Below are 25,067 nucleotides of genomic sequence, written 5' to 3'. Positions count from 1 at the left end.
AAGTATGGTAAGAAGACACAGAGGGAATTTATGCTTAGAAAAATCACAGTGACCCTGTTCATTCTCATATGTTTTATTCTGCAGTGCAGTGTATTTGGCAGTCTGGCATTTGCCGGCATTATTCCGAATCTGATGATCATACTTACCTCTGCCTTTGGTTTTATGCGGGGCGAGACGGAAGGACTGCTGATCGGTTTTTTCTGCGGACTGCTGACTGACATCTTCTTCGGTGAATTTTTAGGATTTTACGCTCTGCTGACGATGTACATAGGTTATGTAAACGGAAAGTTCAGCAGAATTTTTTACCCGGAGGATATCAAGCTTCCGCTGGTACTCATTATCCTCAGCGACCTGTCCTATGGCATTATATGCTATATACTGACATTTATGCTTCGGGGCAGACTGCAGTTTGTTTATTATTTTACACATATTATTTTGCCGGAGACTCTGTACACCATTGTGGTGACACTGCTGTTGTACCCGGCCGTGCTGAAGGTTAACCAGAAGCTGGAGGCTTACGAAAAAAGGAGAGCACAGAAGTTTGTTTGATGAATTCAGGGAAAAACTAATTGGAATTGTGACCAGCAGGCTGACTGTATTTACGCTGTTGTTCGGGTTACTGGCAGGCATGCTGGTCTACCGCTGTTTTGATCTGCAGATTGTTCACGGACAGCAGTATCTGGATGAATTTGTCCTTGAGATAGAGAAGACCAGAGATATATCCAGTACAAGAGGCAACATTTATGACAGGAACGGCAATCTGCTTGCCTATAATGAACTGGCATATTCCGTGAAAATTGAGGATGTATTTGAAGCCGGCCGTTCCAGAAATTCCAATCTGAATGCCACAATCTATCAACTGATTCAGATGATTGAGAAGAACGGAGATAAGTGTATCACAGATTTCGGAATCTATCTGAATGAAGACCACGAATTTACGTTCACTATGGAGGATACAGCCCTGCTGCGTTTCCTGGCAGATGTATACGGATATAAAGTGGTAGGCGATCTGAAGGATGAAGAACGTACCGCCACCGCTGACGAAGTGATGGAGTATCTCAGCGGAACGACCAGATTTGCCATCGGAGAATATGAGGACCCGGAAGACACAAAAAGCACTTTTCTGGCGGGGGCCGGCTATACCAAAGAAGACTGGCTGAAAATGGTCACCATCCGATATGCGATGAATCTGACATCCTACAGAAAGTATATCGGTACTACAGTGGCGACTAATGTCAGCGAGAAGACAGTGGCGGTAATCATGGAGAATTCCCAGTCGCTTCCCGGTGTTTCCGTTGTGGAAGATACCATGCGCAGATATGTGGACAGCAAATATTTTGCCCATGTTCTGGGATATACAGGCAAAATTTCTTCCGAGGAACTGACCGAACTGAACAGACAGATGGAAGAAGCCGGCGTGGGAACCGATGTATATAATATCAATGATGTGGTGGGAAAAGGCGGTATCGAATCCTATATGGAGACCACACTCCAGGGCGTAAAAGGATATGAGAAGGTCATTGTGGACAATATGGGAAAAGTGATCTCCATCGTCGAACGGAAGGAAGCAAAAGCCGGACAGAATGTATATCTCACCATTGATAAAGATCTGACAGAGGCTGTTTACAACATTCTGGAGCAGAGGCTGGCAGGTCTTGTCTCCAGTAAGATTATCAATACAAAGGAATACAGGGCAGCTGAAAATGCGGACAGTTCCGATATCAAGATACCCATTTATGATGTTTATTTTGCCATGTTTGACAATTCCATCATTGATCTGAAGCATATGGAGAGCGAGGAAGCCAAAGAGACAGAAAAAGAAGTGGCGGCTGCTCATCTGTCATACAGACAATCCGTATATGAGAGACTTGACCAGGAGCTGACAGAGCGGCAGACTCCTTACAATGAGCTTTCGAAAGAATATCAGGTATATCAGAGCAATATTGTGACACTTTTGAGAAGAAACGGTGTGATTATGACAGAGGCGGTGGATTCGGAAGACGCCGTTCAGCTTGCATGGTCTGATGAAGAGACGATCAGCCTCAGTGAATACTTAAGGCATTGTATTTCACAGAACTGGATAGATGTCAGCAGGCTGGAGCTTGACGACAAATACTCCGATTCCACGGAAATCTATGACAAAATCCGGGAATACATTATTGCCATGATAGAAAACAATGTGGAATTTCAAAAGCGCTTTTACAAATATATGCTTTTGAATGATGTAATCAGCGGCAGGCAGGTGTGTCAGATTCTCTGTGAGCAGGATCGCGTCAATATACCGGAGAATGACTGGAATGCCATTTTCGAAGGCAAAATCACGGCCTATGAGTTTATGAAAAACAGAATCAACAATCTGGATATCACGCCTGCGGAACTGGCATTGGATCCCTGCAATGCGTCCTCCGTAATTACGGATGTGAATTCCGGAGATGTGCTGGCCATTGTTTCCTATCCAGGCTATGACAACAATATGATGGCAAACTCCATCGATGCGGATTACTATGCCAGACTGAATGCGGACAAGTCGAGACCGCAGTATAATTACGCCACACAGTATACGGCGGCGCCGGGATCCACCTTTAAAATGCTGGTGGCCAGCGCCGGTCTGATGGAGGGTGTGATCACACTGGACAGCCAGACCAATTGTACGGGAACCTTTTCCGAAATCCCCTCCGACCCTCACCCGCCCAGATGCTGGAGAAGATGGGGGCATGGGAACGAAAATGTGACTACGGCGATCAGAGATTCCTGTAATTACTATTTTTATAATGTGGGCTATCAGCTTTCCATGGGGTCCGGTGTATATGTGGAGACGGAAGGATTGGATACGCTGCAGAAATATGCAGAATTATATGGACTTACGGAGAAATCCGGCATTGAACTGGCGGAGGCACCACCCAATGTCTCCACGGAAGATCCCATGCGTTCTTCCATAGGACAGGGCAGCAACAGCTTTACCACCGTTGCCCTTGCCAGGTATGTGGCCACTGTGGCCAACAGAGGAACCTGTTATAATCTGACTTTACTGGATAAGGTCACAGACTCGGACGGAAGCATAACGCAGGAATTTGAGCCGGATGTGCGCAATGTAATTGAAATGCCTCAGGAGTACTGGGAAGCCATTCAGGCCGGTATGCGGCAGGTGGTGCAGAACAAGGTTTATTTCAATGATCTGGCGGTAAATGTGGCAGGTAAGACAGGTACGGCGGAGGAGCGGCAGTCAAGACCCAGTCATGGACTGTTCACCTGCTTTGCTCCTTATGAGCAGCCGGAAATCGCGATTGCGACCAGAATTCCCTTCGGATACTCCTCCGACTATGCCGCACAGGCGACCAGGGATATTATCAAGTATTACTATGGTCTGGCAGAGGAAGAGGATCTGATTACCGGTACTGCAGATACGCCTGACGAAGGAGTCACTGACGAGATGTAGGCTGCAGGGAAGACTGTTCCGGCAGGTTGTAATAGACATGGAGGATTGAGATGAGAGAGGCGGTTATCATTAAGAGCTTTCCAAACGGAATCGCACTTTATCTGAATGAAGAGCTCCCTTTCGAAAAGGTTCTGGAGGAAATCGGATATAAATTCGGACAGGCAAGGAATTTCTTCGGGGAGGCGATTATGGCATTGTCCATTGAAGGCCGTGCCGTGTCAAACGTGGATGAGATCAGAATCCTGGAAACGATTCATGAGAACAGTGACCTCCATATTATCTGCATTGTAAGCCGCGATGAGGAAGCCAATAAGAACTATATCAAGGCTTTGGCTCACACGGAGAAAAAGCTTGCCAGCGAGGAAGGCGGACAGTTTTTCAGGGGTGACTTGAAGAACCGGGAAGTTCTGGAGACTGACAACAGTATTATCGTGCTGGGAGATGTCTATCCCGGAAGCGCCGTAATCAGTGCCAAAAATATCATTATATTGGGCGGTCTTTACGGGGAAGCTTACGCCGGAGGCAACGGCTGTGGGGAGTCCTATGTTGCTGCGCTTGAAATGGAGCCGGAAAGAATCAAAATCGGCGATTTCAAATATAAACCAAATACAAAACAGGCAAAATGGGGAATTCACCCAAAGATACGGCCGAAAATTGCATATATAAAAAACGACAGAATCGTATTCGAAGCATTTACCAAAGATTTGCTGGATACCTTCGGCTGAAAGCCGAAATATGACAGGGTATCTGGAGGACGGTGACAAATTAATCGGAGGGTAAGGAAAATGGAAAAACAATTTTCCCCGGAGCAGAAAAGCTCCAAAGTCATTGTCGTCACTTCAGGTAAAGGCGGTGTGGGCAAGACCACCACAACTGCAAACGTGGGAACAGGTCTGGCAAAGCTTGGGAAGAAAGTCTGTCTGATCGATACAGATATAGGTCTGCGCAATCTGGATGTGGTCATGGGACTGGAGAATCGTATCGTCTATAATCTGGTGGATGTGGTGGAGGGAAACTGCCGGGTGAAGCAGGCGCTGATCAGAGACAAGCGGCATCCGGGACTGTATCTGATGCCTTCTGCCCAGACCAGAGATAAAAGTGCCGTATCTCCGGGACAGATGGTCAAGGTAATCGAACATCTGAAAGAACAGTTCGACTATATTATTCTGGATTGTCCGGCAGGCATTGAACAGGGATTTCAGAATGCAATTGCAGGTGCTGACAGAGCGCTGGTAGTCACCACGCCGGAGGTATCCGCAATCCGCGATGCAGATCGGATAATCGGTCTGCTGGAGGCAAACGGCTTCAAGCAGATGGATCTGATCATTAACCGGCTGCGCATGGACATGGTAAGACGGGGAGACATGATGTCCGCCCAGGATGTGGTAGATATTCTGGCAATTCCTCTGATCGGTATCATACCGGATGATGAGAGCGTGGTTGTGGCAACCAACCAGGGTGAGCCGCTGGTTGGAAGCAATTCGCCGGCGGGACAGGCCTATGCAAATGTGGTACATCGAGTGGAGGGCAGAGAGGTACCCTATCTGAATTTTGATAAGGGGATTTCTTTCTGGACCAGAGTAACCGGAATTTTTCATAAGGCATAAGGGGGGCGTGAAATGAGACATTTTTTTCGCAGAAAAAGCTCCTGCCAGATAGCAAAGGACAGATTGAAAATTTTGTTGATTTCGGACAGAGTAAACTGTTCTCCGGAGGTAATGGAGCTGATTAAAACCGACATCGCAAAGGTTTTGTCAAAATACATGAAAATAGATTCGGATAATATGGATATCCAGATAAATACAAAGGGCAGTAAATCGGGAAGAGGCGGCAAAATGCCGGTACTTTATGCAAATATTCCGATCATGGATGTACCTGCCCAACAGACGGAGAAGAATTCGGAATAGGAAATAAACAGAGGAAATTATGTTTAAAAGATACAGGATACGTGATTATGATTTTAAACTGGTATTGATGATACTCACGCTTTCAGTTATTGGAATTGTTGCAATCGGCAGCGCGGAGGAATCTCTGCAGTCGAGACAGTTGTTTGCCGTATTGGCAGGTGTGTTTCTGATGACTGTGATTTCTTTTCTGGACTATACGCTGCTTTTAAAGCTTTACTGGTTTATGTATGTGGGTAATCTGGTGCTGCTGGCGGCGGTCTGGCAGTTTGGAGTAAATGTAAAAGGGGCGACACGCTGGCTGAAAATAGGTGGTCTGCAATTTCAACCTTCAGAAACTGCAAAAATTTTGTTGATTTTATTCTTTGCACAGTTTATTATGAATCATAGGAAGAAATTAAATACCGTACTCATTATCACTTCCTGTATTGTCATGTTTGCTCTGCCGTGGATTCTGGTGTGGGAACAGCCGGATTTATCTACCAGTATGGTGCTGCTGGTTATTTTCTGCATCATTATGTTCGCAGGCGGTATCAGTCTGAAACTGGTATTTGCAGTATTGGCGGTTGCAATTCCTGCGGTAGCGCTGTTGATTTCGCTGGCGCTGCAGCCGAACAATGATCTACTGACAGATAATCAGAAGAATCGGATACTGGCATTTGTCAATCCACAGGAATATTCAACCACCTATGCATACCAGCAGCTGAATTCCGTGAAAGCCATTGCCTCGGGCCAGCTGGACGGAAAAGGGTATAAGAACAATGAGATTACCTCCGTAAAAAATGGTAATTTTCTTTCGGAGGCAGAGACGGACTTTATTTTTTCCGTGATCGGAGAAGAGTTTGGATTTAAGGGCAGTATCACAGTGATTGTTCTTCTGTTCGGCGTTTCTCTTGAATGTATTTCTGTGGCGCGGAAGTCCAGGGATGTAGCCGGTACAATTATCGGGGCCAGCATGGGGGGCTTGGTGGCCTTTCAGAGTTTTTTCAATATCGGTGTGGCAACCTTTATTCTGCCCACAACGGGACTTACACTTCCCTTCGTCAGTTATGGGCTGACATCATTGCTTAGTTTGTATATCGGAATGGGGTTTGTACTGAACGTTAGACTTCAGGCAAAAAAGACAAAACAGTAGAAAATACGTGGAGGTACTCTTATGAACATTGCGCTGATAGCACATGATGCAAAAAAGAAACTGATGCAGAATTTCTGCATTGCGTACAGGGGAATTTTGAGCAAAAACGAATTATATGCCACAGGTACCACAGGGCGTCTGATTGAGGAAGTTACCAATCTGAACATTCACAAATGCCTGGCCGGACATCTGGGAGGTGAGCAGCAGATTGGAGCACAGATTGAGAATAATGAGATGGATCTGGTAATATTTCTTCGGGATCCGCTGAATCCGAAAAAGCATGAGCCGGATGTAAATAATGTGGTGCGGCTGTGTGATACGCATAATATTCCTTTGGCAACAAATCTGGCAAGTGCGGAACTGTTGATCAAGGCTCTGGACAGAGGGGATTTAGAGTGGCGTGAAATGTACAAATAGAGAAAAAAAAGCAGTGAGAAAAAAGGAAGGCGCTATGGCAGCCGTGCTGCTGACCATTCTGTGTTTTACCGGGTGTGGAAATCTGTCTTATGATATGGCTTATCATGTGGACTATGATGTCAGCAGTTTCAATGTAGTCTCCAGACAGGATACAAGGACGGCGGCACCTTTTGCGGCAAATTTGTGTGTAACGGCAGGAAATGTGGCAGAAGAGGACAGCCCGGACATGTCTCTGACAGGTGCTGCGGCTCTGTTCGGCCTGGATGAGAAGAAAGTAATCTATGCCAGAAATGTTCATGAACGTCTGCAGCCAGCCAGCCTGACAAAGGTGATGACAGCCCTTGTGGCATTGGAAAACGGTCAGCTGAATCAGACGCTGACGGCAACAAATGCAGTCAATATCACAGAATCGGGAGCCGTGCTGTGCGGACTGAAAAGCGGAGATACCATGACGCTGGATCAGGCGCTTCGCATTCTGCTCGTGTATTCATCCAACGATGTCGCCATGATGATTGCGGAAAATATCGGTGGAAGCGTGGAACATTTTGTGGAAATGATGAATGAAAAGGCATATTCACTGGGCGCCACAAATACAAACTTCATGAATCCTCATGGACTTACGGATTCCGAGCATTACACGACGGCATACGATTTGTACCTGATATTCAAGGAAGCCATCAAATACGATACTTTTAACGAAATCATACATATGTCCAGTTATCAGACAGTATTCTACGACAAGGACGGTAAGGAAAAGCCCTTTGATAAGCAGACGACAAATCTCTTCCTGCGGGGAAATTATCAGCCTCCCGCCAATGTGACAGTAATCGGCGGGAAGACCGGAACCACAAATGCTGCCGGGAACTGTCTGATCCTTCTTTCCAGAGATGAAAACGGTTCTCCCTATATTTCCGTTATTCTGCGCGCTGAAGGGGGAGAGGCTCTGTATAGCGGTATGCAGGAATTACTTGGTGAGATTCACAAATAGAGGTTGTTTTTTGAACATGTTTCCCTTATAATGATTATTAGGGTAATATAATATTAATACTATAGGAGGGTTTCCAATGGTTCAGTTAATTGTAGGCAAAAAGGGTAAAGGTAAGACAAAGCAGCTATTGGATAAGGTGAACAGCGAAATCAAGGAAATTTCAGGTAATATCGCATATCTGGATAAAAGTAAAAAGCATATGTTTGAGCTGAACAATAAAGTACGCCTGATTGATATTTCGCAGTTCATGATTGAGAGCAGTAATGAATTTATTGGTTTTGTAAGTGGTATTATTTCACAGGATCACGATCTGCAGCAGGTGTATTTTGACAGTTTTTTGAGAATTGCATGCCTGGAAGATCAGGATATTACACCCACATTGGAAAAATTGGAAAAACTCAGTAAAATATTTGACGTGAACTTTATTTTAAGTATCTCTTTGGATGAGACGGAGATTCCAGCTGGATGGAAAGATAAAATTATCGTATCCCTGTAGGGGATTGATTCTTCGTGCGGCAGGAGAATTGTGGCACGGAGCTTAACAGGAAAATGGAAAATGGTTACGCATGAAAGCCTCGGAACAATTTGCCGGGGCTTTTATATGGAGGCGGGAGAGTGGCGAAAAGCAAAATTAAAAAATACCGAAAACCTCTGAATCTGAATATCGGCATGATTATTTTCAGCGTTATTTTCATTTATGTGGTTATCTGTGTTATCATGTATTTTCAGACCAGCCATATTGTGCGATATGAGGTGAAGGAGGGATCACTTGCCGCCGATACAATTTACCGGGGAGTCATCCTGCGCGATGAGACTGTGGTCTACGCCCAGGAAACCGGATATGTGAATTATTATGCCAGAGAAGGGGAACGTGTGGCCAAAAATGATCTGGTGTATATCGTGGATGAGACAGGCAGGCTCAATGAAGAGCTGGAGAGTATGAATCTGGGAGAAAATTCTCTCTCCGATAAAGAGCTTGCCGAATTCCGCAGTGAAATTGTCAATTTTGCCCATGGCTTTGAAGCAAATCGTTATGACAGTATCTATGATTTCAAATACTCCCTGAAAAACACAGTGTTGAAGCTGGCAGGGATAAATATGCTGCAGAGTGTGGACGAGCTGAGCAATGCTGCCGGCGTCAGCATCATGAATCGTTCTTTTGCACCGGTCACAGGGATTGTGGCCTACTGGACAGACGGCTATGAAAACCTGACGGCGCAGGATATTACGGCTCAGATCTGGGAAGAAGATGAGACCTATGAAAAAAAGAGAATGACAGGAAACGCTCTGCTGGCGGCAGGGGATGCCGTGTATAAACTTTCAACCAATGAAAACTGGTCTGTTGTGATTCCCATTGAGCCGGTCAGAGGTGCAGAACTGCAGGAAGAAGGATATGTCAAAGTTCGTTTTCTCAAGAACGGGTATGAGTCCTGGGGCGCCACGGAACTGTTCACCGGCGGAGACGGGAATACATATCTGCAGCTTACTTTTACCAATTCTCTGGTAACGTTTATGACAGACCGATTTCTGGATATAGAACTGATCGTGGAGGATGAAACAGGGTTGAAGATTCCGGTATCCTCTATCGTACAGAAGGAATTTTTCCTGATTCCGGAGAATTTTGTCTCTCCGGGCGGCAATAACGGCGGGGACAGTATTGTCAGGCAGTATTATCTGGATGACGGCACCATTGCCCAGGAGACGCTTGAGACGGAAGTATACTTTTTTGACAGTCAGTCAAAGGAATATTATCTGGACAGTTCCATACTGAATACAGGAGACATTCTGTACTCCACAGATGGACAGGAAACTTATGCGGTAAGTAAGAGAGCCACACTAATCGGTGTTTATAATATGAATAAAGGATATGCGGATTTCAAGCAGATTACCATTCTGTACCAGAATGATGAATATGCCATTGTAAAGCCCAACACAAAATATGGACTAAGCGTCTATGACTATATTGCACTGAATGCGGAATCTGTAAGGGATGATCAGTTTATCAACCAGAAGTAACAGATGCGATAAGGTTGAAGAGAAACCGGAGGAATTGAAATGATACGGGAAAATTTAGAAGCCGTGAAAAAAAGTATGGCAGATTCCGGCAGGAAAGCCGGGCGTGACCCTGGTGAAGTGACATTGATTGCCGTCAGCAAGACAAAACCTGTTTCCAGCCTGGGAGAGGCATATGATACAGGTATAAGGGACTTTGGCGAAAATAAAGTGCAGGAGCTGCTGGACAAGATGCAGGAGCTGCCTTCCGATATTCGATGGCATATGATTGGCCATCTGCAGAGAAACAAAGTGAAATATATTGTGGGGAAAGTGGCTCTCATTCACAGTGTGGATTCGCTGCGTCTTGCGGAAGAAATCAGCCGTGAGGCAATGAAACAAAAGACAGAAACAGATATCTTAATTGAAGTAAATGTGGCCGGAGAATCCAGCAAGTATGGTGTCAGTGTGGAAGAAGCGCCTGTGCTTGTCTCCAGGATAGCGGCACTGCCTGCGGTACATATCAGAGGACTGATGACCATAGCACCCTTTACGGAAGATGCGGAAGAGAATCGCCCGTATTTTCGCAGATTAAAACAATTGTCTGTTGACATAAGGCAAAAAAACATTGATAATGTTAGCATGGATATTTTGTCAATGGGTATGACAGGAGATTATTCTGTGGCAATAGAAGAGGGAGCCACCTGTGTGAGAGTTGGTACCGGCATTTTCGGTGAAAGGCGTGGGATTGAATTATGAGCGTAATGGACAAGTTTTTGAATTACATGAAGTTAAACGGCGAAGATGACGATGAGTACTACGATGATGACTATCTGGATGAAGAAGATACAGATCCCGTTCCCGCGCCGAGAAGGTCAAAGGCAAGAGAAAGAGATATGGATGATTATGAAGATGAACCTGCCCTGCCAGCCTCCCGGAGGACGGCACCCGGCAAAATCACACCGATTAAGCAGGCCAGTACAAGGAAAATGGTGAGCGGCGGTATGGAAGTCTGTGTCATCAAACCTACCTCTGTGGAAGATGCCAGAGAAATAACAGAGACACTCCTGGCAAACCGTACCGTTGTACTGAATCTGGAAGGACTGGATGTGGATATCGCTCAGCGGATTATTGATTTTACCAGCGGTTCCTGTTATGCCATATCCGGAAACCTTCAGAAGATTTCCCATTATATCTTTATTATTACACCTTCCAGTGTGGATATCTCGGGAGACTTCCAGGATATTTTCAGTGATTCCTTTGAAATGCCGCTGAACAGCTGACAGAAAAAGGATGAACAGCTGAGCAGAGAATAATGACTGTAACAGGCGAGAAACCTGACAAAAGAGGTGAGAGAGAATGTCAGAGAGATTACCGGTTTTATATCAGAAAAAACCTTGCTATGATATAGTGTTTTCCCGTTCTTTTGCCGAACTGTGGCAGGAGCTTACGGCTCTGGGGTATGAGAACAGAAGGATTTGTATTGTCACGGATTCCAAAGTAGATGCGATTTATGGGGAGGAAGTACTGAGCCTACTCCGTACACACAGTCAGGAAGGGGACGGCAAGGCGGTAAAGTATGTCTTTCCTGAGGGGGAAGAGCATAAAACTCTGGATACGGTAAAGGAAATCTATCGTTTTCTGATAGAAGAAGGATTTGACCGGAAAGACCTGCTGCTGGCCCTTGGGGGAGGTGTGACGGGGGATATTACCGGTTACACTGCAGCTACTTATCTGCGGGGCATTGATTATATACAGCTTCCCACCACGCTTCTGGCCCAGGCGGACAGCAGTATCGGAGGAAAAACGGGGGTTGATTTTGACGGCTATAAAAATATGGTAGGTGCCTTTAAAATGCCGCGGCTGGTCTATATGAATCTGTCCACTCTGCAGACTCTGGAGAACAGGCAGTTCTTTTCGGGATTTGCGGAAGTTATGAAGCATGGACTGATCAGGGATGCCCTGTTTTACGAATGGCTGCTTGAGAAAATGTATGAAATCTGCGAGCGCGATCTGGATGTGCTTCAGGAAATGATGATGCGCAGTTGTACGATAAAAAAGCAGGTGGTGGAAAAAGATCCTCTGGAGCAGGGGGACAGGGCACTGCTGAATTTTGGACATACGGTGGGACATGCCATCGAAAAGGCGAAGAATTTCGAATTATATCATGGAGAATGTGTGGCCTTGGGGATGGTTGCCGCCGCCTGTATTTCCTGGAAACGGGAATTGCTTTCCATGGAGGAATATTACGAAATTCGGGACATGTTTGTACCTTTTTACCTGCCCATTTCCATAGAAAATATTGATCCGAAGGAAATACTGCGACTGACGAAGTCTGACAAGAAAATGGAATCCGGCAGGATTAAATTTGTACTTCTGAAGAAGATTGGCAGGGCCGTCCTTGACAATACCGTAACGGATGAGGAGCTTCTGACTGCCATCAATGAAATCTATTACAGTGAAGAGGATGCATGTGAGTAATATGAAAGAGGAATATTCCGGAAAGAACTCCGGGAAAACGGGACTTTCTGGAGAGAAGATGAAAATGCTGATCCTGGATTTTGCGGTTATGACAGGACTGCTGATTCTGGACCAGTTTACAAAATATCTGGCACTTACCCGCCTGAAGGGTACTTCCGGTATTATTCTGATTGACGGTGTGCTGGAGCTGCAGTATGTGGAAAATACCGGTATGGCATTCAGCCTGTTCCAGCAGAAGAAGGGATTTATTCTGCTTCTCGGTTTTCTGCTGCTGGGAGCAATCCTCTTTGTGTTGTTCAGACTGCCTGAGCAGAAGAAATTCCGTATAACACATCTTCTGCTTGCCGCGGTAATTGCCGGGGCACTGGGGAATATGATTGACAGAATTCGCTTTGATTTCGTGGTGGATTTTATCGCGTTTGTATTGATTGACTACCCCGTGTTCAATGTGGCAGACTGCTATATCGTGGTATCTGCTGTCGTTCTGTTTTTTATATTTATGTTTGTATATAAGGATGAAGATCTGGAATTCTTGAGCAGAAAGCGTAAGAAAGCGGTAGAATGACCTGCGGGAATGGCTGTATACAGAATGAAAAGACAGAGTACAGACAAATGAATGAGTTTCGCTTTGAAATAGGAGAAGAGATGGAGGATGAGAGAATCGATAAGTGTCTTGTAATGCTTATCGACTCTTTGTCGCGCTCTTTTATTCAGAAATTGATTCGTGAGGAAGCTGTGAAGGTAAATGGTGTTTCTGTAAAAGGAAGCTATCGGGTAAAATCGGAGGACAGCATAGAATTTTTCCTTCCGGATGCGGTAAAGCCTGATATTGCTCCGGAAAAGATTCCTCTGGACATTTTGTACGAAGACAGAGATATCATTGTGGTAAATAAGCCCAAGGGAATGGTGGTGCACCCGGCTGCAGGACATTACAGCGGTACATTGGTAAATGCGCTGATGTATCACTGCGGGGATGAGCTGTCAGGAATAAACGGAAGTATGCGGCCAGGCATTGTCCACCGGATTGACAAGGATACCACAGGTTCTGTCATTGTATGTAAAAATGATACGGCTCATAACTGTATTGCAGCGCAACTGAAAGAACATACCATTACAAGGCGCTATCATGCCATTTGCCACGGGGTGCTGAAGGATAACGCGGGAACCATTGACCGGCCCATAGGAAGACACCCCTCTGATAGAAAGAAGATGGCAGTCAACGAAAAAAACGGAAAATCCGCGGTGACACATTATCGTGTTCTCAGACGCTTTGAACGTTTTACCTACATTGAGTGTGTGCTGGAGACAGGCAGAACACATCAGATTCGAGTTCATATGGCCAGCATCGGCCATCCGCTGCTGGGAGATGAAGTATATGCGGGGCTAAAGTCAGGTTTTCGCCTGCAGGGACAGACACTGCACGCAAAGACTCTTGGATTCCGGCATCCTGCAACCGGAGATTATGTGGAAGTGGATGCGCCCCTTCCGGCGTATTTTGAGCATTTACTGGGAATTCTATAAATGAGAAATCAAAAGTAAAAGCTGCATTCTGATTTCCTGTTGTGTAAATCTTCTAATTGTTGTATAATAAAACCAGGTAAAAGCAGTAATTATTCCCAATTGCTTTTATACTCTGAAAAGAAGAGAGGTATCGGTATGAATACAGTAATTACAATCGGAAGACAATATGGCTCAGCAGGACGTGAAATAGGACAGAAAGTAGCCGAATATTTTGATATCAAATATTATGACAAGGATCTTCTGACCAGAGCTGCAAAGGAAAGCGGTTTCTGTGAGGAAATGATACAGAATCATGACGAGCGGCCTACCAATTCATTTCTGTACAATCTGGTGATGGACACCTACTCTTTTGGCTATAACAATTCCTCCTTTGTGGATATGCCCATCAGCCATAAAGTGTTTCTGGCGCAGTTTGATACAATCAAAAAAATTGCAGATGAAGGTCCCTGCGTAATCGTGGGGCGCTGTGCTGATTATGCCCTTGCCGACAGAGCAAATGTAATCGACCTGTTTATATTCGGAAACGAAGAGTGCAAAATTAAGCGTGTCATGGAATTATATGGCCTGACGGAAGCCAAGGCAAAGGACATGATGATCAAGAAGGATAAGCAGCGTCAGAGTTACTATAACTATTATTCCTCCAAGAAATGGGGACGGGCAGACAGCTATGATCTGTGCATCAACAGCAGCGTGCTGGGTGTGGAGGGTACTGTAAAGCTGATCACCCAGTATGTGGAAGATTTCGAGAAGAAAAATTATAAGAAAGCAGCCAATTAGGATTGACAAATTCAGGTATTCCATGTATTATATACAGGTATGTGTATAACATACACACAGATGCAGTGTGTGGTATGTGATATATGCATTTTATGCCGCATGACCAGGTATAAGTATATCTGTACAGACTATGGTCGGATATCACCAAAGTCAGCGAGTAAATGAACAGTTTGTTCATAAAGGAGGTGCCTGAATATGTACGCAATTATTGCAACAGGTGGAAAGCAGTACAAGGTTTCGGAAGGCGATGTCATCAAAGTAGAAAAGCTGGATGTTGAGGCTGGTAACGCTGTTACATTTGACCATGTTGTCGCAGTAAGTGACGAGAGCCTGAAGGTTGGCGAAGATGTTGCAAATGCAACCGTCTCTGCAACCGTTATGGAGCAGGGCAGGGGTAAAAAGGTTATTGTATACAAATACAAGAGAAAAACCGGCTACCACAAGAAAAATGGTCACAGACAAGCCTACACAAAAGTTAAGATCGACAAGATCAATGCATAAGGCTGATGACAACAGTAGTGATTCAAAGAGACAGAAAGGGTTCCTACAGAGGTTTCTACTGTATGGGACATGCAGAATACGCGAAGGCCGGTCGCCCCGATATATTGTGTGCCGCTGTTTCGGCTCTTACCATCGGAACTGTCAATTCGCTGGAAGAGTTGGCAGGGGAACGGATTCAGCTTACAGCAGATGAGAGCACGGGCTTCCTCAAATGTATTTTTGAGGGTGTTTTGCAGGAAAAGTCAAGTTTTCTGATGGATTCCATGATATTTTCTCTGGAAAATTTAAGCAGGGAATACGGCAGAAAATATTTACAAGTAAAATTTGAGGAGGTGTAAGCCATGTTTCATATGAACCTTCAATTTTTCGCTCATAAAAAGGGAGTTGGTTCCACCAAGAACGGCAGAGATTCCGAGTCCAAGAGATTAGGTGCGAAGAGAGCTGACGGTCAGTTCGTAAAGGCAGGAAATATTCTTTACAGACAGCGCGGAACGAAGATTCATCCCGGTGTGAATGTGGGAATCGGCGGAGACGATACCCTGTTTGCCCTGGTTGACGGAGTTCTTCGTTTTGAGAGAAAAGGAAGAGACAAGAAGAAAGCTTCTGTTTATCCTGTAGAGAAATAATGCAGATTCGATGGACTCCAAACGCATTGTTTGGGGTCCATGTTTTTTATATATCAGCAGCGAAGAAAGTATTCCCTGTTTGGCTGCTTAACGAATCAGAAAGAGCAGAGGTGCAGAATGTTTGCAGACAGAGCCAGAATATATGTGAGGAGCGGAAAGGGTGGAGACGGTCATGTTTCTTTTCGCCATGAGAAATTTGTGCCTGCAGGAGGGCCTGACGGCGGAGACGGCGGAAAGGGCGGAGACGTTATCTTCCGAGTAGACGAAGGTTTAAATACGCTGATTGATTTTCGCAGTACCCGGAAATACAAGGCCGGGGACGGAGAGCCGGGAGGCAAGAAAAACTGCAGGGGAAAAGACGGAAAGTCCATTGTCATTAAGGTTCCGCCGGGCACCGTCATCAGGGAAGCAGAGAGCGGACAGGTGATTGTAGATATGTCCGGAGAGAATCGTGAAGTGACACTTTTGAAGGGCGGAAGGGGCGGCAGCGGAAATCAGCACTATGCAACCAGTACCATGCAGGCTCCCATGTACGCACAGCCGGGAAAGCCGGCAAAGGAGCTGGAACTTCTGCTGGAGCTGAAAGTGATTGCAGATGTAGGGCTGGTAGGACTTCCCAATGTGGGCAAGTCAACTTTTCTGGCCCGTGTCACCAATGCGAAGCCTAAAATTGCAAACTATCATTTTACCACATTGAATCCCAATCTGGGGGTGGTAGATCTGGATGACACGAAGGGCTTTGTGATTGCAGATATTCCGGGATTGATTGAAGGTGCCTCCGAGGGTGTAGGGCTTGGGCACGAATTTCTTCGCCATATCGAGCGTACGAAGGTGCTGATTCACATTGTGGATGCCGCCGGAACAGAGGGAAGAGACCCCTTAGAAGATATCTGCGCTATCAATAAAGAGCTGGAGGCATATAATCCGGATATCGCAATGCGGCCGCAGGTTATTGCAGCCAATAAAATAGATGCAATTTATGACAGAGAAGACAGTGCATTGAAAAGGATCCGGGAAAAATTTGAGCCGAAGGGAATTCCTGTTTATCCAATTTCCGCAGTCAGCGGGGAAGGGGTCAGAGATCTTCTGTATCATGTAAATGAAATGCTGCAGGAACTGGGAGACGAGATAACTGTATTTGAACCGGAGTATGATGCAGAGGCGGCGAGGCTGAAGCAGCTGGATGAACCTTATACAGTGGAATATGACCAGAGCAATGACGAGTATGTGGTGGAGGGACCCAGTGTGGAAAAAATGCTGGGGTATACCAATCTGGAAAGTGAAAAAGGATTCGCATTTTTCCAGGAGTTTCTGAAGACCTCAGGCATTCTGGAACAGCTGGAACAACTTGGAATTGAGGATGGAGACACCGTTCGATTATACGGGCATTCTTTTGATTATTATAAGTAGGGTAGAAAATGATGACAAGTAAGCAGAGAGCATATTTAAAGAGTTTGGCAAGCAACTTAAACCCGATTTTTCAGGTGGGAAAAAGCAGTCTGACACCGGAACTGACCGAGGCAATCAGAGAAGCCTTTCACAAAAACGAACTGATCAAAGTGGCTGTACTGAAAAACTGCTTTGATGATCCGGGTGAGATAGCAGCTATGGTGGCAGACAGAACCCATTCACAGGTGGTACATGTGATTGGCAAAAGATTTGTGCTATATAAACCGGACAAGGATAAGCCGAAAATCATTTTACCATAAACAGTCCACTCAGGAACAGAATATGATGAACGAGAAACAGATCGGTATCCTTGGAGGTACCTTTAATCCCATTCATATAGGACATTTGATACTGGCGGAATGGGTTTTGGATGCTTTGGCACTGGACGAAGTATGGTTTATGCCCACGGGATGTCCTTATCTCAAGGATTCCGCAGAAGTCCTGCCGGGAAGGGAAAGGCTTCGGATGACAGAGCTTGCCGTGGCAGATCATCCGCTTTTCAGAAGCAGTGACCTGGAAGTGAAGAGAGAGGGGCATACTTACAGCTATGAAACCCTGGAACAGCTGAAACAGCTGTACCCCCGGAACAGATTCTTTTTTATTGTTGGTGCAGACTGCCTTTTCAGCATCGAAAACTGGAAGAATCCTCAGAGGATTTTTGATGCCTGCATTTTGGCGGCGGCAGTGAGAGATGAAATCAGTCTGGCAGAGATGGAAAAAAAGAAATATGAACTGGAGCAAAAGTTCAAAGCGGAAATTATGCTGGTACCTTTTGTGAGTATGTCTGTCTCTTCCACGGAAATACGCCGTCGGATTGCAGGGGGATTCAGTGTAAAGTATCTGGTGCCTGACAAAGTGTTAAACTATATAAATGAAAAGGGTTTTTACCGTGAAAAAAACGAATAACAGCCTGAAAAAACTGAGAAAAGCAATGGAGAAAGTGCAGGACGGAGACAGATATGAGCATACTCTGGGAGTGGAATATACGGCTGCCGCACTGGCCATGCGCTATGGGGGCAATGTCTGTGATGCGCAGGCTGCCGGACTGCTTCATGACTGTGCAAAATGTCTGTCGGACAAGAAGCGCCTGAAAATATGTGAGAAGCATCATATTCCCATATCAAAGGTAGAGAGAAAGAATCCTTTTCTGCTGCACGCAAAGGCAGGCGCATATCTCGCCAGGAAAAAATATGGTGTAAAGAATCAGGATATATTGAATGCCATTCAGAACCATACTACAGGAAGAAAGGAAATGAGCCTTCTGGAGAAGATTGTTTTTGTGGCCGACTACATTGAGCCAGGCAGAAAACATGCACCGAATCTGGCGGAAATCAGAAAAATGGCATTCCTTGACCTGGACGGAGCACTGTTGAAAATTCTGGAGGACACTTTAAGCTATCTGGAAATATCCGGAGGAGATATTGATCCCATGACAGAAGAAACCAGAAAATATTACAGTAAAAAGAAACAATAAGAGGGTATATATTATGGAAAAGCAAAAAGCTGCAGAGGAAAACAGGAATTCAAAAAAGATGGCCAGGCTGGCCATTCAGGCACTGGAAGATAAAAAGGCAGAAGATATCCGGGTAATAGACATAAGTGAAGTCTCCGTGATTGCCGACTACTTTATCATTGCAGGAGGCGCCAATAAGAATCAGATTCAGGCCCTCTGCGATAATGTGCTGGAGACACTGGGCCGTGCCGGATACCCGGAAAAGCAGACGGAAGGTTATAAAACGGCAAACTGGATTCTCATGGATTTTGGCGATGTGATTGTGCATGTTTTTGACAGAGAAAACAGATTTCTGTATGATCTGGAACGCATCTGGAGAGATGGAAAGCAGATAGATACAGACGAATTTAAAGGATAAGTTAAGATAAGGAAGATAAGAAAAAAGGAAGCGGTAAGGCTTCCTTTTTTCGAATCATTTTGATTTCAGTTTGCTGAAAGTTACGCTTCCCTTCGGTCGCCAAGATGCAAATAGAAGCTGATCAGATATAATCCGCAGACACCTACAATTGCGTAGACAATCCTGGAAAGCCACGACATATCACCGAATATAAAGGCCACCAGGTCAAAACGGAATATGCCGATCAGAGCCCAGTTTATTGCACCGATGATGGCAATGGTAAGGGCAGTACCATCCAAAAATTTATTTCCCATATTTTTACCCTCTTTTCTGCACGGCAATTTAAAGTTCCGGCCATATTAATATCTGCAAAAGATTTTGAAATATACCGGCAGCGGGAAAAATGTAAAATTTTCCCGATTTGACTGTAATGAACTTTTTATTTTCTTGCCATCGGAAGAGAGCCTAAAAAATCAGCATAGCTCAGCGATAAAAACGGAAGATACCGAAAACCTTTCCCAGAATCTGACAATTTTCCACAATGATGGGATCCATGGTATCATTTTCCGGCTGCAGACGAATATAACCGTTTTCTTTGTAAAAGGTCTTAACCGTGGCGGAGTCCTCGATGAGAGCCACCACAATATCTCCGTTCCGGGCGGTATTGCAGGAATTGACAAAGACTCTGTCTCCGTTGAAAATCCCGGCATTTATCATAGAATCTCCCCGTACATTCAAAATAAAAGACTCTCCCTTGGGAACGACATCCGCCGGGACAGGGAAATAATCCACAATATTTTCCTCTGCAAAAATAGGCTGGCCTGCCGCCACATTGCCGATAATGGGAAGACTGACCATCTCCGTGCGGACTGTCTGAAAGCTTTCATCACAGATCTCTATGGCCCTGGGCTTTGTAGGGTCTCTGCGTATGTAACCGTTTTTTTCCAGTGTCTCCAGATGAGAATGCACAGAAGACGTGGATTTCAGCCTGACTGTCTCACAGATTTCACGGACCGTGGGCGGATAGCCCTTTTTCAGTATCTCTTCTTTAATATAGTCAAGAATTTCCTGCTGCTTTGGTGATATCTTTCCTGGCATATTGTTACCTCCGTTCTGATTTTGATAAAAATCTTACCGTTTCTTTATTGTATTCTGTTCTTAGTAAAACAGATTGTGTCACTTCCGTCCTTTACAGTTTATCACAGCAGAACTAAAAAAGCAAACATATATTCCAAAAATATGTTCGAAATTCATACTTGTGATTACTGTTCGTGTTGCTGGGGTTTTTCTCGAAGCTTAACATACCGGGCGGCGCTGCGCCTGCGTTCATCCTGCTGGGCGGCATAATGCTTTCTGGTGGTATTCACATCTTTGTGTCCCAGCACATCCGCCACCAGATAGATATCCCCTGTTTCCTGATACAGCGAAGTTCCGTAGGTGCTTCTGAGCTTGTGAGGCGTGATTTTTTTCAGTGTGGTGACTCTGGAGGCATATTTTTTGACCAGATTTTCCACGGCCCGCACAGTTATCCGCCGGTTCTGCAGGGAAAGAAAAAGTGCATCCTCATGTCCCTCCACAGGAATGATTCGATCTCTTTCCTCCAGATAATCCAGCAGTGCGGTCTCAACTTCATCTCCAAAATACACCACAGCCTCATAGCCGCCCTTACGGCGGATTTTGATACCGCACACATCGAAATTGACATCCCGGATATCGAGTCCCACACATTCTGACACACGGATTCCGGTGCCCAGAAGCAGGGTCAGCAATGCCACATCTCTGATTTTTGTCTTTTTATGATATTCCATTTCCTTTTTGGTCAGATTTGTTCCATCCTCCACCTGGTCAAGCAGTCTGGCCACCTCATTTGGCTCCAGACGAATGATCTCCTTATCATGAAGCTTCGGCATGGCCACCAGAGAGGCCGGATTAGAGGCAATCATTTCCGACTGATAGAAATAATTGTAAAAGCTGCGGAGAGCGGCCAGCTTTCTTGACTTTCCTCTCTCTGCGTTTGTGATATCCTTTCCGTCCTTCTGGTACAGAGTCATGTATTCCAGATATTCTTCGATATCCTGACGTGTGAGCTGATCCAGCAGGGAGAGGGGATATTCCGTGATATCCATTCTGGCACAAACTGCATTCCGCTCATGGAGAAATTCAAAAAAAAGCCGCAAATCATAGGCATAAGCCAGACGGGTACGGGCGGAAGTATATTCCTCGATTCCTCTGAAAAACTGTCTGCAGAAAGAGGGAAGGGTATCCAGGACTGCACGCATTTTCAGGATATTCTGTCTGTTTTGTTCGTCATGATAATTATTCCGGTTTATTACAGCCATATTCCCAACCTTTCATCTTTCCGTTCTGAATTGCAGTGAACATCCGTTCCTTTACCCCTGGATTTTCCTGATTCAGCTGGCGGAGCAATTGTTTCACATATTCTCTTCTGGTGTACCCGTCCGCAGGACAGGGACTTTTTACCACCGGTACATTGTATTTGCGGACAAAGCCGATGACATCGGCTTCATTCATATACATGAGAGGCCTGATGACGGTCAGTTCCGTCCGGTCAAGGTAAGTGACAGGGGAAAAGGTATGAAAACGTCCTTCGTAAATCAGTGACATCAGCATGGTTTCCACCACGTCGTCCTTGTGATGCGCATAGGCGACTTTATTGCACCCGTTTTCCTTAATGGCCTGGTTCAGGGCGCCTTTGCGCATTTTGGCGCAGAGAGAGCAGGGATTTTCTTCTTTCCGGTCTTCAAAGATAATCTGTGCAATATCGGTTTTCACAATGGTGTACTCCACGTCCAGTTCCCTGCACAGCTCGTCGATTCTGCTCAAATCCAGATTCTGGAACCCCAGATCTACGGTTACGGCATGAATCTCAAAATGTTTCGGATAAAAACGTTTCAATCCGTGCAGTGCATACAGAAGGGTGAGGCTGTCCTTTCCGCCGGAAATGCCCACGGCGATTCTGTCGCCCTGTGCAATCATCTGATAATCATCCACGGCTCTGCGTGTGTAGCTTAATACCTGCTGAAGTTTCATGATTTGTCCTGTTCTTTCCATGTATAATGATAGCTTTCCTTTTCATTGTAGTATTTTTGGAAAATAAACACAATATCTAATTATAATTTATTTCAGGAAGGACATACTGATGGTGAGAAATGAAACATATCCGTCTGTGGACGGAAATAAAATGAAGCTAAGGAGTATCCCATGACAGAATTTATCAACAGTACAACAAAAGATAACCTGATGCGGGCGTTCGCAGGAGAAAGCCAGGCAAGAAACAGATATACGTTTGCGGCTTCTCAGGCAAAGAAAAATGGCCTCCATGTCATAAGCGCCGTTTTTGCATTTACGGCGGCTCAGGAAAAAGAACATGCAGAAATATTCTATCAGCATCTGAAAGAGATGGCCGGCAATACGATTTTTATCGATGGCGGATATCCGGTGGACATCTCTGACAACATGGCGGATTTGCTGGACATGGCCCGGCACAATGAATATGAAGAACATGATTCCGTCTATCAGTCTTTTGGTCAGACAGCAAAGCAGGAAGGCTTTGACCGGATTGCCGCTTCCTTTCTGCAGATAGCGGAGATTGAAAAAATTCACGGAGATCGCTTCGGCAGGTATGCACAGCTGCTTCGGGAGGGAAAGCTTTTCGTCTCGGACGTGGAAGAGGAGTGGATGTGTCTGAACTGCGGTTTCGTCTTCAAGGGGACAAAAGCACCTCAGATTTGTCCGGTCTGTCAGCATGACAGAGGTTATTTTATTCGCTTTGAACTGGCACCCTATGAAGGCCGATTTCAGGGTTAAAGTCCCATAAATTTACAAAGTTCTGTAAAAACCCACTTGTTATGTGGATGATTAGAGAGTATGATAGATAAAGAAGCATATCAGGAAGGGATTTACACATGAAGTTCAAGATCAACAACAAATATCTTCACTGGGGACTTACAGCATTTGCTGTCATTGCGGCAGGAATTACCTTTTATTATTTTATTTTTAACAGTTCTAATATCATGCTGGGCGTCGGTGCAGCCATTGATATTCTGAAGCCGGTTCTGTTCGGACTGGTGACGGCATACCTGCTGACGCCCGCATTGAATTTCGTAGAGGCCAGAATACTGATTCCTGTCTGCGACAGATGGAAGATAAAGAAATCGGCCAGACGAAAGAAAGTGATCAGGGCACTGGGAATTCTCATTACAGCATTTTTGTTTGTGGCTTTGATTTATATTCTGATTTCCATGCTGGTATCCCAGATTGTTCCCAGTGTCCAGGGGCTGATTGACAATTTCGACTCCTATGTGGATAATGTAAGCGGCTGGATTACGCAGGTGCTGGAGGACAATGAGGATTTCGGGAATTATGTGACGAAGACACTGAACAAATATTCTGAACAGTTTGAAAACTGGGTGAATCACCTTCTTCCGGAAACGGCTAGTCTGATTAGGACACTTTCTCTGAGCTTTATCGGCATACTGGATGTCCTCTGGGATTTTGTGATCGGTTTTGTCATTTCTATTTATGTTCTGGCCAGCAAAGAGCAGTTTGCCAGCCAGGCCAAGAAGGTTGTTTACGCCGTATTTGAAAGGAATACGGCCAATACTGTTATCCGGAACTTTCGCTTTACCCACAGAACGTTTATCGGCTTTTTGAGCGGGAAAATTGTAGACTCCATCATTATCGGCATCCTGTGTTTTATCGGGACTACCCTTATGGGAACGCCCTATGCAATGCTGATCAGTCTGATCATCGGTGTGACGAATATCATTCCCTTTTTCGGACCTTTTCTGGGTGCGATTCCCAGCGTCATTCTGATTTTTGTAGTAGATCCGCTGCATCCGCTGAACGCTCTGTATTTTGCAATTTTTGCACTTGCTCTGCAGCAGTTTGACGGCAATATCCTGGGGCCGAAAATTCTGGGAAGCTCCACAGGACTTACCGGTTTCTGGGTTATCTTCTCCATTACTTTTTTCGGGGGGCTGTTCGGTGTTCTGGGAATGATTGTGGGTGTACCGATTTTTGCCATCCTTTATGCTGCGATACGCTCTATGGTGAACAGTATGCTGAAAAAGAAAAGTCTTCCCAGTCAGTCAGATGAATATGAGAATGTAGAGTACATAGACGAAGAGGGTCTCCACCTGACACCGGTGAAGGCGAAACAGCCGAAAGAAAAGAAACGCAGGAAGACACATTCAGGGACTGCAGATACGGAAGAGGAGAATGGAAAACAATGAAATTTGTCATACAGAGAGTTTCGAAAGCAAGCGTGACTGCAAAGGGAAGTACAGTGGGCAGTATCGGCAGGGGGTTCCTGGTGCTGGCGGGTATCGGCAGTAGTGATACGGTGGAGACAGCCGATAAAATGATAAAGAAAATGATTGGACTCAGAATTTTCCAGGATGAAAACGGTAAGACCAATCTTGATCTGAAGTCAGTTTCCGGTGAGCTGTTAATTATCTCACAGTTTACTTTATATGCAGACTGCCGGAAAGGAAACAGGCCTTCCTTTATTAACGCAGGAGAACCCTGTATGGCAAATCAGTTATATCGTTATATAGTAGATAAATGCAGGCAGGAGATAGCAGTGGTGGAAGAGGGCGTCTTCGGAGCGGAAATGGAAGTGGCCCTTACAAACGACGGCCCTTTTACAATTGTTCTTGACTCTGCAGAAATCTGTCACTAAGTTGCCGAAAATGTGAAAAAACAGGTGAGCAGGTAAACTGCTTTCAGATTAAAAACTGCATAGTGCAGATTTTGCCATAATTTGCATGCTTATGGTTCTGATTGTCGAATTGTTTTTCTTCCGGAATATGAGATATAATATGTACATATAAAACAAGCGGGTAGTGTCAAGTAATCTATGAAAAAGCGAGCCGAAAAAAATAAGCTCAAAAGAACCTTGAAAATTGCAGATATAGGTAGTTTAAGACCTTGGGGCCTTGCCCCAAACCCCACAAGGGACCCGTCCC

The 25,067-nt window shown here is 45.2% G+C and carries 31 protein-coding genes; 27 read left to right on the top strand and 4 right to left on the bottom strand.

Annotated elements, in window-relative coordinates; genetic code table 11:
* Window positions 1-30: 30 nt before the first annotated feature.
* From mreD to rsfS, 24 genes are all read left to right on the top strand, one after another.
* Complete coding sequence (gene mreD, locus NSB25_RS16860) at window positions 31-549, top strand: rod shape-determining protein MreD (protein ID WP_103240673.1); 519 nt, start codon at window positions 31-33, stop codon at window positions 547-549.
* Window positions 542-3,436, top strand: coding sequence for a penicillin-binding transpeptidase domain-containing protein (locus tag NSB25_RS16855; RefSeq protein ID WP_103240672.1), 2,895 nt, complete (start codon window positions 542-544; stop codon window positions 3,434-3,436). Before mreD ends, NSB25_RS16855 begins: the two co-directional genes overlap by 8 nt.
* Before the next feature lie 50 nt (window positions 3,437-3,486).
* Window positions 3,487-4,161, top strand: coding sequence for a septum site-determining protein MinC (locus tag NSB25_RS16850; RefSeq protein ID WP_103240671.1), 675 nt, complete (start codon window positions 3,487-3,489; stop codon window positions 4,159-4,161).
* 60 nt (window positions 4,162-4,221) lie between these two features.
* Window positions 4,222-5,043, top strand: a complete 822-nt coding sequence (gene minD, locus NSB25_RS16845; RefSeq protein ID WP_103240670.1) for a septum site-determining protein MinD — start codon at window positions 4,222-4,224, stop codon at window positions 5,041-5,043.
* Window positions 5,044-5,055: 12 nt separating this feature from the next.
* The gene (gene minE, locus NSB25_RS16840) at window positions 5,056-5,343 is read left to right on the top strand and encodes a cell division topological specificity factor MinE (RefSeq protein ID WP_103240669.1); all 288 of its coding nucleotides are present in this window, start codon (window positions 5,056-5,058) and stop codon (window positions 5,341-5,343) included.
* Between the two features lie 19 nt (window positions 5,344-5,362).
* Window positions 5,363-6,475, top strand: coding sequence for an FtsW/RodA/SpoVE family cell cycle protein (locus NSB25_RS16835; protein WP_103240668.1), 1,113 nt, complete (start codon window positions 5,363-5,365; stop codon window positions 6,473-6,475).
* Window positions 6,476-6,496: 21 nt separating this feature from the next.
* On the top strand, window positions 6,497-6,892 hold the full coding sequence (locus NSB25_RS16830) for a methylglyoxal synthase (RefSeq protein WP_103240667.1): 396 nt from the start codon (window positions 6,497-6,499) through the stop codon (window positions 6,890-6,892).
* 13 nt (window positions 6,893-6,905) lie between these two features.
* Window positions 6,906-7,880: a D-alanyl-D-alanine carboxypeptidase family protein gene (locus tag NSB25_RS16825; RefSeq protein ID WP_242982491.1), complete on the top strand. Its 975-nt coding sequence runs from the start codon at window positions 6,906-6,908 to the stop codon at window positions 7,878-7,880.
* Between the two features lie 76 nt (window positions 7,881-7,956).
* The gene (locus NSB25_RS16820; protein ID WP_103240665.1) at window positions 7,957-8,376 is read left to right on the top strand and encodes a twitching motility protein PilT; all 420 of its coding nucleotides are present in this window, start codon (window positions 7,957-7,959) and stop codon (window positions 8,374-8,376) included.
* A gap of 119 nt (window positions 8,377-8,495) precedes the next feature.
* Window positions 8,496-9,896, top strand: coding sequence for a biotin/lipoyl attachment domain-containing protein (locus tag NSB25_RS16815; RefSeq protein ID WP_103240664.1), 1,401 nt, complete (start codon window positions 8,496-8,498; stop codon window positions 9,894-9,896).
* A gap of 39 nt (window positions 9,897-9,935) precedes the next feature.
* Window positions 9,936-10,631: a YggS family pyridoxal phosphate-dependent enzyme gene (locus NSB25_RS16810; protein ID WP_103240663.1), complete on the top strand. Its 696-nt coding sequence runs from the start codon at window positions 9,936-9,938 to the stop codon at window positions 10,629-10,631.
* Complete coding sequence (locus NSB25_RS16805; RefSeq protein ID WP_103240662.1) at window positions 10,628-11,155, top strand: cell division protein SepF; 528 nt, start codon at window positions 10,628-10,630, stop codon at window positions 11,153-11,155. Before NSB25_RS16810 ends, NSB25_RS16805 begins: the two co-directional genes overlap by 4 nt.
* A 76-nt stretch (window positions 11,156-11,231) precedes the next feature.
* Complete coding sequence (gene aroB / locus NSB25_RS16800; protein WP_103240661.1) at window positions 11,232-12,353, top strand: 3-dehydroquinate synthase; 1,122 nt, start codon at window positions 11,232-11,234, stop codon at window positions 12,351-12,353.
* A 1-nt stretch (window position 12,354) separates the two neighbouring features.
* A complete protein-coding gene (lspA, locus tag NSB25_RS16795) occupies window positions 12,355-12,918 on the top strand; it encodes a signal peptidase II (protein WP_242982503.1) in 564 nt (187 codons plus the stop codon).
* A gap of 47 nt (window positions 12,919-12,965) precedes the next feature.
* A complete protein-coding gene (locus NSB25_RS16790; protein ID WP_103240739.1) occupies window positions 12,966-13,874 on the top strand; it encodes an RluA family pseudouridine synthase in 909 nt (302 codons plus the stop codon).
* Window positions 13,875-14,009: 135 nt separating this feature from the next.
* Complete coding sequence (locus NSB25_RS16785; protein ID WP_172455170.1) at window positions 14,010-14,651, top strand: cytidylate kinase-like family protein; 642 nt, start codon at window positions 14,010-14,012, stop codon at window positions 14,649-14,651.
* Window positions 14,652-14,846: 195 nt separating this feature from the next.
* Window positions 14,847-15,152, top strand: coding sequence for a 50S ribosomal protein L21 (rplU, locus tag NSB25_RS16780; protein ID WP_103240660.1), 306 nt, complete (start codon window positions 14,847-14,849; stop codon window positions 15,150-15,152).
* Between the two features lie 5 nt (window positions 15,153-15,157).
* On the top strand, window positions 15,158-15,490 hold the full coding sequence (locus NSB25_RS16775) for a ribosomal-processing cysteine protease Prp (protein ID WP_103240659.1): 333 nt from the start codon (window positions 15,158-15,160) through the stop codon (window positions 15,488-15,490).
* Between the two features lie 3 nt (window positions 15,491-15,493).
* Window positions 15,494-15,778: a 50S ribosomal protein L27 gene (gene rpmA, locus NSB25_RS16770; RefSeq protein WP_103240658.1), complete on the top strand. Its 285-nt coding sequence runs from the start codon at window positions 15,494-15,496 to the stop codon at window positions 15,776-15,778.
* Window positions 15,779-15,895: 117 nt separating this feature from the next.
* Window positions 15,896-17,188 (top strand): GTPase ObgE, encoded by a 1,293-nt coding sequence (gene obgE, locus NSB25_RS16765; RefSeq protein ID WP_103240737.1) that lies wholly within the window; start codon window positions 15,896-15,898, stop codon window positions 17,186-17,188.
* Between the two features lie 11 nt (window positions 17,189-17,199).
* On the top strand, window positions 17,200-17,487 hold the full coding sequence (gene yhbY, locus NSB25_RS16760) for a ribosome assembly RNA-binding protein YhbY (protein WP_103240736.1): 288 nt from the start codon (window positions 17,200-17,202) through the stop codon (window positions 17,485-17,487).
* 22 nt (window positions 17,488-17,509) lie between these two features.
* Window positions 17,510-18,133: a nicotinate-nucleotide adenylyltransferase gene (nadD, locus tag NSB25_RS16755; RefSeq protein WP_103240657.1), complete on the top strand. Its 624-nt coding sequence runs from the start codon at window positions 17,510-17,512 to the stop codon at window positions 18,131-18,133.
* Window positions 18,117-18,701 carry a bis(5'-nucleosyl)-tetraphosphatase (symmetrical) YqeK gene (yqeK, locus tag NSB25_RS16750; protein WP_242982489.1) on the top strand — a complete coding sequence of 195 codons (585 nt, stop codon included), beginning with the start codon at window positions 18,117-18,119 and terminating at the stop codon, window positions 18,699-18,701. Before nadD ends, yqeK begins: the two co-directional genes overlap by 17 nt.
* Window positions 18,702-18,714: 13 nt before the next feature.
* Window positions 18,715-19,098 (top strand): ribosome silencing factor, encoded by a 384-nt coding sequence (gene rsfS, locus NSB25_RS16745; protein WP_103240655.1) that lies wholly within the window; start codon window positions 18,715-18,717, stop codon window positions 19,096-19,098.
* Window positions 19,099-19,178: 80 nt separating this feature from the next.
* Here the strand turns inward: rsfS and NSB25_RS16740 are convergent, their stop codons facing one another.
* From NSB25_RS16740 to NSB25_RS16725, 4 genes are all read right to left on the bottom strand, one after another.
* Window positions 19,179-19,391, bottom strand: coding sequence for a DUF378 domain-containing protein (locus NSB25_RS16740; RefSeq protein WP_103240654.1), 213 nt, complete (start codon window positions 19,389-19,391; stop codon window positions 19,179-19,181).
* Between the two features lie 169 nt (window positions 19,392-19,560).
* Entirely contained in the window at window positions 19,561-20,175 is a 615-nt protein-coding gene (lexA, locus tag NSB25_RS16735) for a transcriptional repressor LexA (protein ID WP_103240653.1), read from the bottom strand.
* A 164-nt stretch (window positions 20,176-20,339) separates the two neighbouring features.
* Window positions 20,340-21,407: a tyrosine-type recombinase/integrase gene (locus NSB25_RS16730; protein WP_103240735.1), complete on the bottom strand. Its 1,068-nt coding sequence runs from the start codon at window positions 21,405-21,407 to the stop codon at window positions 20,340-20,342.
* Window positions 21,394-22,128 (bottom strand): tRNA lysidine(34) synthetase, encoded by a 735-nt coding sequence (locus NSB25_RS16725; protein WP_103240734.1) that lies wholly within the window; start codon window positions 22,126-22,128, stop codon window positions 21,394-21,396. The genes NSB25_RS16730 and NSB25_RS16725 overlap by 14 nt, the downstream gene beginning before the upstream one ends.
* Window positions 22,129-22,299: 171 nt before the next feature.
* On the opposite strand from NSB25_RS16725, the gene rbr reads away from it, so the two are divergent.
* The 3 genes from rbr (at window position 22,300) to dtd (ending at window position 24,781) form a co-directional block, all read left to right on the top strand.
* Window positions 22,300-22,905 (top strand): rubrerythrin, encoded by a 606-nt coding sequence (rbr, locus tag NSB25_RS16720; protein WP_103240652.1) that lies wholly within the window; start codon window positions 22,300-22,302, stop codon window positions 22,903-22,905.
* Window positions 22,906-23,003: 98 nt separating this feature from the next.
* Entirely contained in the window at window positions 23,004-24,332 is a 1,329-nt protein-coding gene (locus NSB25_RS16715; RefSeq protein WP_103240651.1) for an AI-2E family transporter, read from the top strand.
* Complete coding sequence (gene dtd / locus NSB25_RS16710; protein WP_103240650.1) at window positions 24,329-24,781, top strand: D-aminoacyl-tRNA deacylase; 453 nt, start codon at window positions 24,329-24,331, stop codon at window positions 24,779-24,781. Before NSB25_RS16715 ends, dtd begins: the two co-directional genes overlap by 4 nt.
* Window positions 24,782-25,067 lie beyond the last annotated feature (286 nt).

The sequence above is a fragment of the Acetatifactor muris genome, from assembly GCF_024623325.1.
GTDB lineage: Bacteria > Bacillota > Clostridia > Lachnospirales > Lachnospiraceae > Acetatifactor > Acetatifactor muris.
This window is presented reverse-complemented; position numbering and strand designations above follow the sequence as displayed.